Origin of the sequence: Pseudobutyrivibrio ruminis (assembly GCF_015057245.1) — a bacterium.
GTDB classification, from domain to species: Bacteria; Bacillota; Clostridia; order Lachnospirales; family Lachnospiraceae; genus Pseudobutyrivibrio; species Pseudobutyrivibrio ruminis_E.
Genome location: NZ_SVET01000001.1, coordinates 250868 through 262370 on the forward strand (window position 1 = coordinate 250868; position 11503 = coordinate 262370).

General features: G+C 35.2%; 12 protein-coding genes and 1 pseudogene. All 13 read right to left on the bottom strand.

Features of this window, described 5'->3' with window-relative positions; all coding sequences use genetic code 11:
• Positions 1 to 40: 40 nt before the first annotated feature.
• The 13 genes and pseudogenes from E7274_RS01245 to E7274_RS01305 all read right to left on the bottom strand — a co-directional run bounded on the left by E7274_RS01245 (position 41) and on the right by E7274_RS01305 (position 11496).
• Entirely contained in the window at positions 41 to 631 is a 591-nt protein-coding gene (locus E7274_RS01245) for a class I SAM-dependent methyltransferase (RefSeq protein ID WP_304173038.1), read from the bottom strand.
• 163 nt (positions 632 to 794) lie between these two features.
• Positions 795 to 2672, bottom strand: a complete 1878-nt coding sequence (locus E7274_RS01250; protein WP_304173040.1) for a DUF2075 domain-containing protein — start codon at positions 2670 to 2672, stop codon at positions 795 to 797.
• 75 nt (positions 2673 to 2747) lie between these two features.
• Positions 2748 to 2885: a hypothetical protein gene (locus tag E7274_RS01255; protein ID WP_304173042.1), complete on the bottom strand. Its 138-nt coding sequence runs from the start codon at positions 2883 to 2885 to the stop codon at positions 2748 to 2750.
• Between the two features lie 408 nt (positions 2886 to 3293).
• Complete coding sequence (locus E7274_RS01260) at positions 3294 to 3659, bottom strand: DUF6547 family protein (protein ID WP_304173043.1); 366 nt, start codon at positions 3657 to 3659, stop codon at positions 3294 to 3296.
• Positions 3653 to 3826 carry a hypothetical protein gene (locus E7274_RS01265; RefSeq protein ID WP_304173045.1) on the bottom strand — a complete coding sequence of 58 codons (174 nt, stop codon included), beginning with the start codon at positions 3824 to 3826 and terminating at the stop codon, positions 3653 to 3655. Before E7274_RS01265 ends, E7274_RS01260 begins: the two co-directional genes overlap by 7 nt.
• A gap of 283 nt (positions 3827 to 4109) precedes the next feature.
• Positions 4110 to 4913 (bottom strand): hypothetical protein, encoded by an 804-nt coding sequence (locus E7274_RS01270; protein ID WP_304173047.1) that lies wholly within the window; start codon positions 4911 to 4913, stop codon positions 4110 to 4112.
• Positions 4914 to 4933: 20 nt separating this feature from the next.
• A complete protein-coding gene (locus E7274_RS01275) occupies positions 4934 to 5620 on the bottom strand; it encodes a hypothetical protein (RefSeq protein ID WP_304173049.1) in 687 nt (228 codons plus the stop codon).
• An 87-nt stretch (positions 5621 to 5707) separates the two neighbouring features.
• Entirely contained in the window at positions 5708 to 6820 is a 1113-nt protein-coding gene (locus E7274_RS01280) for a hypothetical protein (RefSeq protein ID WP_304173051.1), read from the bottom strand.
• 70 nt (positions 6821 to 6890) lie between these two features.
• Positions 6891 to 7455: pseudogene (locus E7274_RS01285) on the bottom strand (type IV secretory system conjugative DNA transfer family protein); the annotation flags it as partial.
• A 178-nt stretch (positions 7456 to 7633) separates the two neighbouring features.
• Positions 7634 to 8179 (bottom strand): FUSC family protein, encoded by a 546-nt coding sequence (locus tag E7274_RS01290; RefSeq protein WP_304173053.1) that lies wholly within the window; start codon positions 8177 to 8179, stop codon positions 7634 to 7636.
• Positions 8180 to 8181: 2 nt separating this feature from the next.
• Positions 8182 to 9462 carry a hypothetical protein gene (locus E7274_RS01295; protein ID WP_304173055.1) on the bottom strand — a complete coding sequence of 427 codons (1281 nt, stop codon included), beginning with the start codon at positions 9460 to 9462 and terminating at the stop codon, positions 8182 to 8184.
• Positions 9443 to 10330, bottom strand: a complete 888-nt coding sequence (locus E7274_RS01300; protein ID WP_304173057.1) for an MBL fold metallo-hydrolase — start codon at positions 10328 to 10330, stop codon at positions 9443 to 9445. Before E7274_RS01300 ends, E7274_RS01295 begins: the two co-directional genes overlap by 20 nt.
• Positions 10331 to 10332: 2 nt before the next feature.
• Complete coding sequence (locus E7274_RS01305) at positions 10333 to 11496, bottom strand: prolyl oligopeptidase family serine peptidase (RefSeq protein ID WP_304173059.1); 1164 nt, start codon at positions 11494 to 11496, stop codon at positions 10333 to 10335.
• Between the last annotated feature and the right edge of the window lie 7 nt (positions 11497 to 11503).

Sequence of the window (11503 nt, forward strand, 5' to 3'; positions counted from 1 at the left end):
ATACTCAATGTATTATTTAAATCCCCCTGTATGTTATCACCTATTTTTTCAAAATTAGGTTCAACCATTTTTCTTCTCCTCGTCCAGGTCTTACGTCACCTGTAATCCATATATCTATAATTTGCATCTCTGGACAATCTGAAATATACTCCCTGAAGGATTCTTCAGTAAAGTCAGAGAAATATCTTCCATTTCGCTCACCTTCGAAATCGCCATATTTAAAAGATGTATAAATAACCCCACCGACTTTTAAGGCAATAACCATTTTTTTAAGAACAGTTTTTAATTCTTCTTTCGAAACATGAAGAATTGATGAACATGCCCAAATGCCATCATATCTTTCTACAGCATCTAGTTCATTAAAGAACATATTCTTAACTTCTATTCCTGTATATTCTGAAGCAACTTTACAAAGCTCTTTCGATCCATCTATTGCCTCTACTTCATATCCCAGCTCTAAAAATGCTTTTGTATCTCTACCTGATCCGCAACCAAAGTCAAGAATTCTATTGCCCTTGGTCAAATTAGATAGAAATCTGTCTCGCTGAGGCGATACATCTGCATTTACAGTATTCTCACAAAATTCCTTTGCTTTATCGTCATAATAAGCTAACGTATTTACAATATTCATTAAAACACCTCTATAAATATCTGCGTACGCACTATATTTAGTATATTCTTAAAACTCAACACTTTCAATCGAATATTGTCCATTAAGTTACAAATTCTAACAAACTATGTAATAAAAAAGAGAGCCCGTAGACTCTCTCTGGTTACTAGCTAATATATATTCCCTATTTATGGCACATCTCTAGCCTTTTCTTTAAATATTCTTCCATATTCTTGTCGGTACAATATATATAGCACCCTTTCATTCCTCTAGTGAGCAATGTTCTGTAGGTGTTTTTGATTATTTCATCTGCCTTCTGCTTAGCAAGCTCAGGGTCTTCTTTATAAAGCTTCTTAATACCTTTTAAGGATTGATCAGTCTTAGCTCTACGAGTAAAGTCTGTAACAACTTTTCCATTCTCATATCTCATGTCATCACCAATGATAACACCAACGTAATCAAACTCCAGTCCCTGAGATGTATGAATGCAACCAACCTCATTTACAGATGTGTCACTTACTGCAAATGGTTCGCCTCCACCAAGATTCCAGCTCATTTCAAAATCATCTATCTTGATATCATGATAATTAGTATTGTTTTGCTCGGCCTTTAACCATTCCCAGCAGTAGCCAGCCAATATACGCGCTCGATTAGAAGATTTATTCTTCTGTATAACCAATTCGCGCACTTCCATAGGAGAATCTAGAATTCGAATATCATAATCAATTCCTTCTAGATCATAATTGGCAGTTTCTCTTATATCCAAAACATCATCCAGCCAAGCCAAATATCCATCAGAACCATTACATCTAAACTGTGATTGCAATTCAAGATATGACAATTCTGACTCTTCTTCTCTAGCCCATTTTTCAATTTCTTCAACAGAACCAATGTCATCCATTGTTACTCTTTGACTCTCATCTATAAAGAATACGCTGCAATATGCTGAATGGATTATCTCCTTAATCTGGTTTTCTCCTTTATTATGGAACATACCAGATTTCGCATTCAGTCTATGAGCTTCATCAACTAGCAAAGTGTGTGCGACATTCAATCCTGTTTCCGTATATGTACCTGAGCCCTTGAACATATTATCAACAGAGCTTTTCTTCATCTCTCCCTTAAGCTTCTGCAGATAAACCTGACGTGGTGCACTATTCTTTGAAACATACTGTACCATCTGGTCTCGTAATGTAAGTTCCGCCAAAAGGTTTACAGCTATAACAGATTTACCTGTACCTGGACCACCTTTTACAATAATAGTACGTTTCTTAAAATCCTTCTGGCACATCAATGAAAGTCGCAAGATTTCTTCATATGCAACCTTTTGCTCATCAATCATAATGAACTCTTTATTGCCCTTAAGCATTGATGCAATAGAATTTTGCAAGCTCTTGGATGGACGAATCTTGCCATGATCCACAAGATATAAAATATCTTTCTTATCACCATAAACAATAGATTGCTTTATAAATTTTCGTAAATCAGAAGCATGTCCCTTTGTAAATACAGGGGCATCTTCTAAATAGTCTTTATACTGTGCCGCATCGACAGGATCATCTTTCTGACGAACATAATTATGCATACAAGCACAAGGATGCAATTTCACTCGTCTATCCTGAACTGACGCATTATAATCTTTGATTAACTGCGCATAGCTCCAAGCCTGATACGATGGATGCACCACCTTTCTGACTGCACCACCAGTGTATGTTTCAACAAGCGCATCTACACCCTCTACGGCTTTAAGCTCGTCCCATTGCTTGAGCTCTACGATAATCATATTTGGTTCCCGGGAATCGTTGTAACCAGAAATGATGAAATCAACTCGTTTAGAAGTCTGTGGAATGTTGAACTCGATAGCTATGCCGGAATCATTAGGAATCTCATCATCATTTAAAACCTTGTACATATAGTTAAGTGAGTTTTCCCATGAACGAAATTCTGCTTTAGGAGTATGTCGCCCCATTTTTGAAAGAATATTCTGCTCTATCTCCAGCGCTATAGAATCATTCTCACAGCTCTTTAGAAAATCTGTTTTTACCCCATCGTAAACAATCATTATAAATAGCTCCCTATGTAAATCGTATATGCGATATATTGTTTGTTGAATAACTAGGGATATTATAGCACAAAATTAATTGTTTATTTTCAAAATCATCTCCTGCGCAATTTCCCTAGCTTTCTTTGGAAGCATTCGTTCCTTATATGCCAGATATTCTTCCACATCAGTGGTTTCAATCTTGCCCTCTCTCAGCGCAGCTCGCAGCAACATATATACTTCGAAGTATTCATTTGCAGCTTCTTAATCATCTTTAACTGGTACCATAGCATCCAAAGCTCATCCCTCCATGGATGTATAATAGCACCAGCCTGTGATTAAAACGTTAAATGTTTCATAGCAAGCTATTCTTTACAAAAAATTTATTCATGATATTATTGTAAATACAACTACTAGGTTTTTGGAGGTAGAAGAATTCGTCCACGTCTACACGCCGATGGTTTGACAGGAGGTAACTCCGAGAGATGCGGGAGCTATTGGACGCCCGCCCAAAAACTAACAGATAACGGCAGCTCGTATAGAGCTGCCGTTATCATTTAATCCTTAATCAAATATGTCACCATCTGGGCTCCAAAATTCCACGTCTTCAGACTGGTAACGTATTACCAGCGACATATCCCATTACTCTGGCCATTCATCCCCTATGCATCTAGCAATAAAATCATAGTTCATACTAAAGAAATGGTCATATGGAAAAGCCTCTCCATCTTGTATAAGAGCTAAATCATCACAATCCATCTTTTCATTTAAATAAGCTAACGTATCATGAATTCCGCCAATTCGAGCATCAGAAACCATCTTTGCTATTATACTCTTTTGCTCATCAGATAAGGAGCCTAGCAGCTCATTTATATCCTTATTTTCATCTGTGTTTGGATATCCACTACCCATAATCCACTTTTCTAAAGCGCCATCTTTTCTTTCAACTAATCCATCAATAAATGCTTTATATAAATCTAATCCTTTATTCATATCAATATTTACCAATTCTCTTTTCCATCCTCAAGCTGTGCCATGATAAAAGTCTCTAAATCATCTGCCTCAGGATAAACTTCACAGTTATCAGAACCCCAGTTAACAATCTTGCCTGTTTCATTGTCTATGTAAAAACCTAATTCTCCATCACCATCTAGAAATAGGTACTTATCTTCCAAACCCATCTCCCTAAATCGTAATGTATTCCTGTAAAAAAGATATTTCTATCTCTTCTGGTTACGACTCTGGCTTTTTCCTAAACACCTTAATCAACCATTCTTTATACCTTTTTCATACCTTCATGCAACGTACCTTCTTCCAGAAGTCGTGAGCTCCCGAATTTTCCTTTCCTAAAAATAAGATTAATGGTTCCAGCTCATGCCAGAATCCTGTGCACCTGATTTAGGGCATAACAATAGACCAGAAAATCTGGACGTCCCCAGAGGTACTATTCTATGTAAATCAAGCTTTTATTATATCTAATAATTCTTCCCACATATCTTTTGAAATATGTGTATCAAACAACTCATCACTTTTTCTTTCATAATCTATGTATTCCATATAAGCTTGATTTGACAATTCATCTCCACTAACAACCAATATGGTTAAGCATTTAATAAATTGTCCAAAAGACTCTACCATGTTTAGAATAAGTTCAAATGTAGCGCCTAAATCCAAACAAGTATTAGGTACTATCAGATTCTCGCCTTTATCGCTCTGCCACTGGTTAGGGTCACTATACGGTGCATTATAGAACTGATATTTATCTTTTACGTCAAAAGAATACCTTGCAAAATCAAACTTTGCATTCACGCGTTTAAATTCATTAATCAATATATCTAAATCACAAAGAGCCGTTTCTTTTACTTTCAATAGATTCTTACTGTCTAAATAGCCTTCTAGCAAACTATAATACGAATAAATATCATGATTCTGTTTTTTTATAAAGTCTTCATTATAAATCTGTTCTAAAGCACTACATCCGCTCTTTAACCAGACCTCTGTTCCATGCCATATATCAAACATAATTGGAAACACTAAAACATCTGCAGTACCATAATGATTTTTCGATATTAAAGTATATAGCGATAATAAGGCATTTACTAAATAAGCTCTACCCATATAATAATTGTCAAATACTTTTTGAACTTTAGATGGTCTTTGTTGTGTTCCCATACCATCATCCATCCACCAATTTAAAAATGCGTATTTATCTGGATGACTAAAATCTCGTTCTTCTTCATCACCATAAAATATTTTAGTCATTTACTATTCCTCTCTAATACCTATATTTTATTATCTTGTTCTAGCCTACTTTTTACTTGCTCAATAAACGGTTTCATCCTTCTATATGCTTTTTTACTTAGCTCTAACTCATACGTAATATCTTTTCTTTGCTCCGCAATTAAATGAATACAATTTCTATAGCCATATATTTCAATAATCTCTGTTGGCAAATCCACAATCTTATCATCACTTTTAAATGAATGAATTAAACCTAGTTTGTTTGCAGTTTTACATTTATCATCAAATCTAACCTGTGGTTTTTCCTTCTTTGCACGAGCATAATAGGATGTTATAATTTGCTTTCCATCATGTTCTAATTCATCTTTAAGTTTAGCCAACTTATTCTGTGGAATATAGATTTGTTTAAGTACATAATGATGCATTAACTCATCATATTCAGGCGTACCTGCGTAGAATGTTTCTAAGACGTTTTCTATTACCGCTTCATAAATGGAAGCATACGCAAGTATTTGATTTCTAACCTCAAAAATAAGATTTTCACCTTCTGCTGCAATCCCCTCATATAGTTTATATGCAAAGCGAATTGCTTTGAACTCCTGAATTATTCTATTGCGCAATTCATTATCCTTTATGAAATCAAACTGCTCCTCATACCAATCATCTTCTGGTAAATGATTATTGCAATATTCTAAAATTTCATTTTTTGCAATTATTCCAAATGGCATATTTTCCTCCTTCTAGTCGTTCTATCATTGTAATCCTAAAATAAAATCCTTAAAAATATTGCCTATCTATACACCTCACATCCCTTCTTAGAACTTTTTTAACTTCGAACTATCAATAAGTAACATGGAATTAAGTGTACTTTCCATCTTAAATAAATTACCCTTTATTTCATTAGATAGTTCTTTATAACTTTTTCCATCAAAACAGCTTTCAACCAATCCGTATAAAGGTGTTTCAATATCAAAGTATTTCTCTTCTATAAGTTTCTGCCCGTTTTCTGCAAATGAGTAATGCATCAAGCAATTTCTGAACTTTGAATCAAAAATAGGATAAAGGCTATTTATACCTTCTTCAATTCTTTTTGATATTATTATATCCTCTGTTTTTTCTGCTACTCGTAACATCATTTCTCTTGCGTAATACATAGAAATGTACTGAATTCTTAGTTTCCATGTATTATTTCCAATAATGTCTTCAACCAAATAATTTGTAAAATTTATATTTCCTAGTACGTTAAGTAATAAAACACTTAAAGCTCTACAATCTTTTCCTTCAATAGAAAAAACTTTACATCTATTTATGTTTATATCCTTATATAAAACAGTTATATCTTTCCTTCTAATATCAGGTGCATTTCTCTTCATCTGAATTGATATATTAAATATATTATCAATAGTTTGACCTAATCCTTTTGCAAATTCAAAAACTTCAGGCCCACTTACATCAACATAGTGACCATCCTTTTTATCCATGAGTGAAATAATATAATACGTATTTGCCATAATTTTATTTTTGTAAAAAGTAATTCCCATGTTTGCATAGAGATTAAATTTTTTTCTCAAAATAGATTTATACTTATTTTTATACAACTGATCTTGATCATTATGAATAGTATCAATAAGTTTAATCACTTTTCCTATTCTATCATTAAATAATTTTAATCTGGCTCTTGTCACATTAATATTAAATGGTCCATTATCTATTTGTTCTAGAGGAATTCCAATTTCTTCAAACCTTTTTCCAGCCTCTACACAAAACAAAGCATAATAAGGTAACATTGTTAAAGATATATTAGGGTCTCTATAAAATGTCGCAAAATTTATCAGTAAATCACATTCGTCGTTTATCGTCATTAACGTTAAGGTATCTAATAGTTTTTTATCATGATATATTTCACTATTGACTTGTTTATTTTTCATAAAACACCTCTTCTAACAGCAATAACTATTATATCGCATTTGCGTTATGAAGAGGTGCACTTTCATGTTTTTAAATTTTAATCGCTTCAAACATTTCTCCACTTTTTACCTTAATTCCCTGATGCAGCAAACATTGTATATCCAACTTATTCATCTCATCATACTCACCAGTCTCTTTATAAAATGGATATTGGGTGACATCATATTTATCCGACAAAAATGGTCTTACACCACGAAGCTGCAAGATGCATTTATCACCATCCATAACAGTAAGTTCATCCATAGTCATTAGGTCTTTACCAGCCTTTTGATAGTTTGTAGAAAAAGAAGGATCGTTACCTCTGCTTTCTCCAGTGTTATACATATCAATTGTTTCTTTATCTAATGCCTGGCTTAAGTCTTTTAGTGCAGAAGGCTCTGAACCTCCTAGAAACAGTTGAGAATCCATATTACCAATGATAGTGTCACAGTGGTCTTTATAGATTGCTTTCAATTGCGACTTAGCCTGTAGAAATAAGCAAGCACTTATCTCACGGCTTCGAATTGTAGCCACCAGCTTTTCTAGGTTTAGGATTTAGCCAACATTTGTAATCTTCATCAATTAGACAACTTACATGTACTGGGCGCCAACCACCACACATTAGAGCCTGTGATTAAACCGATAAATGTCTCCTATTAACAGGAAGTAACTCCGAGAGATGAGGGAGTAATTGGACGCCCGCCCAAAAACTAACAAAATAAATGAGTAGCAAAATAGTTGACTTTGCAACTTTTGCTACTCATTTAATCTAAACTATGATAATGCTATTACTTTTATTCCTTACTTGTAAACAGACTAAACAACCAAGTGACAAGAAGAACAACGACGACTCCATATACTGTGGAAATCACTCTAAATATCGCATATACGATACGAGCTTGGCCTGATAACGTTACAGCAATAAGCACATAACTAATTGCTCCAATTCTGCAATTCATATATGGAGCTTTAATCAATTTACATAAAAACAAAGTAAATAGCACACCTACCATTAAAAGCAATACTGAAATCCATTGGTTTCCGATAAAGCTATCCAAAGAAACTACAATCAAACCTGCAATTGCAGCCATAGATGTAACTTTTATTCGCATCCAACCAGCGCCTTTACTAGTTCCTAAATTATCCTGCACACAAAGCAAACAAGAAATTGCTGCAGTTGCCTTTTGAATAATATCTAGCTGCATTTCACCATAGTGAAATTTAATATTTAGTACACTCAAAATGACAGATGTAAATACACAAATTCCAACAGCAATTATAATTTTGATGTCCAAAATATTTACTTCTAGCTTTGCTGGTTCCATAATCGGTTTTGCCATTTTTAACCTCTTTCTCTATTCAACATTTCAAGTGCTACTTCAACAAACCTCTCGGCTGCTCCAGGCATAAGCATAGATGAAAGTGCTTCCCAATGTAGTTCATCATATGATTTTTTATCTGGCATATATTTCATGCCACCGTTAATCATTGATGCATATACTGTATGTTTGTATTCTGATCTATCTGCCAGCTGTTTTCCGGTAACTGCATTGATTTCTGGCTTTCCGGCTACAATTGCGACGTCACCTAATGCTAAAACGCCTACCAAAACTTTCTTTTCACCTTCTGGCTCAAAAGTAAGTTCTTTGTATGGATGCATAGGAGTTCGCCCCTTGGTCTTCCAGGTATAACTTGTTTCAGATATTTTTAACTCATTACATTCCTTTTCTATCCCTATTGAAACAGCTTCATCAGCAGCCTTAACCATCTTATCCGCAATCTCTTTTGCAAATTCAATGCCTGCCTTTACGCCTAAATCTACTGTTTCAATTTCTCCTGCTGCATTTTCTCTATCGAACCATGCAGTTTTTTCAGGAACGATATCTCCAGCAGCCCCTGTAATATAAAGCACTGGACAACCATACTTTTCTTCAAGAATCCTACACATCATCCCAGGAGCATCTGCCGATATTAATCGATTTCCTGTATCCATTTCAGAATTATCGATAACACATGGCTTCATTCCAAAGCAAACCATCTGGCAAAGATTATTTCCTGCTAAATCTTTGAAACCTATTACAGTCATTTCATCATTGACTTCGCCTTCACCATTGGTTCCAATCCACCAGCCATTCTTTGTCTGTATATCTCTGTTTTTAACGACTGCACACTTTGATGTACCTACAAACATCTTGGAATCCTTTAGTTCCCCAATAGATTTAAGAGCATCAATTAAAGCAAAAAAGATAGTATCCTCATATAGTTTTCTTTTACCTAATTCTGTATTTCGCTTTACTTGTTCCTCTTCTGTCAGTTTTAATTCATCTCCACCTAATCCAAGTAAAGGTCCTCCTGGAGCATGAGGTGTTGTTATTGCATGTGTCATATGAATCCACACATTTTCAATTGGGATATCTACTACATTTGCTACGGCATTTCTCATTCGTTCGATAAAACCATCCCAAAGCATTACAATTTCCACTGACACAATAGCAAACTTTGTATCGCCTTGCTCCATTACAAGAACACTTAACTTAGGCAAATCGTGAATACCTTTAAATCCCTCTATGCCAAGTATTTTGCTATCAAAATTAATTGTTGAACTACCTGCTCCTACTTTCATATCTAAATACATGCCCCTTATACACAAACACCTCTTTACCATCATTACCAAAGCCACCCTTTGGAATATCCTCTATGTGAGGCATTTGGCAATCATAAACTCTGTGACCATCATGAAGAGGTTGTTCTCCCGGTGGATGTCCCTCTTCTAAAGTCGTCTCATCTGATGGTTCTCCTGCAATAATCTTTTGGGCAGCCTCATAAAAAATGTCAAATTCCTCTGCTGGTAAAATTGATGGACCGCCGCAAAGTGTATCAAAATCATTTCTATATGGAATAAGCGCATCTAGTTTTTCCTTCCATGCCTTTACACTTCCGTTGAAGTTCTTCATTCCTGGCATAAATTCATCGCCTGAAAATAAAATCCTATGTTTTTTATCTAGAATAGCAATTCCATCTTCGGTATGCTCTCCAATTCTAAATATAGTAAGCTCTCTACCCGGTAAAGGAATAACATCACCTGTCTTTACCACCTGTTTTTCATAGGAATCCTTAAAAAAGTCCATTCCTTGAAAGCTTTCATATGGAACTGAAACTAAATCAACAGCTTCTTCGCCCATAAATGCCTTTTCGAAATAGCAATTATTTGCGCTATGATCAAAATGATGATGAGTATTGATAACCCAAGGTACCGGCTTACCACAAAGTTTTTCTAAATATTCTCTTAGATTACCTGCACCATACCCCGTATCTACGGCTACGCCAAATTCATCACCCACCAACAAGTAATGGTAATCACCTGAGCTCATAATTTGCCAGGTATCTTCATTAAGCTGAGTCACTTCATAATATGGCTCATCCATAGGAGTATAGCTTCCATCCTTGTGATGAATGAGAATGTCATGTTTTGACGAAAAATCTACTAGCATACTTATCCTCCCCTTCTTTGTGCAAACAGCCAGTCACGTATTGCTTCAATGCAATATGCAGTCTGCCATGTGCTCATATGATGTTCTCCACCATTTGAATGCCATCCATTTGCAACAGTTTCCAGTTTGAAAGGTGTAAAAATAATATTTGGTTTTTCGTTGTAAATGTCTTCTGCTATCTTTGCATACTGCTCATTGGAAAGATTATTTTCCATCACATAACGTGAGACCTTAGCCCCAGCTTTTTCCATGACAACACACATTTGATTCATTATAGGAAATGCTTTTGCATCTCCCTGGGAGCAAATCATCCATAAATTTTGCTTCTCTAACCCATGTATGCTGCGCTCATTCCACTGACCTGCTACGAGTAAAGAACCTGCAAAAAAATCTGGGTATCTCACATTCAATACGATTGAAGACATGCAGCCCATCGATTGTCCAGTTGTGTAAATCCTCTCAGTGTCAATACTATAGGTCTCAATCACGTAATCTAATGCTGCCTTTGCATCCTCTAATCTTTTATCCACATTCCAATCGTCATCAACTATGGCAGGCAAATCAAACTGAGGTGCCAATACAAAGCATGGATGCTTCTTTTGTTCTTCTTCACTAGCCCAAATGGTAGCCCCCACTCCTTGAGTAATAGCGAGCCTGGTTTCATTACCACATACAGCTGCATCATGAATAAATTGAACAATTGGGTATTTTTTAGTTGGGTCATAATCCCTTGGAATGAAAAGATTATATTTTTGCTTACCAAAGCTTCCCTGTATAAACTGATCAGCTATTTCATCATATGATTTATTAGAATCCTGATATTCATCAAAAGGTTCTGCAACTGTACCATCCTCATATATGATTGGCTTTTTTTGAATAACTGAAACTATAATCTCATCTAAAGTAGCGGCTTTATTAGCCCATGGATTACCATTATGGAAAACAAGTGCTGCCTCATCCTCAAGACTCAAACTAAGCAATACTTTATTGCCAGTTACCTTTACTTCTTCAATTGTTCTATTTTTAACTTCAAAAGTTCCTTCAGAAACCTCTTTAGCCTTTATAACTTTTTCATACTCTAAAAGTGCCGCTACGCACTTTTGTCCCACAGGCGTAACGCTTGCAATCGCCGTGATGTTTACTATGTTATTTTGCTCTTTTAACATATCTTTT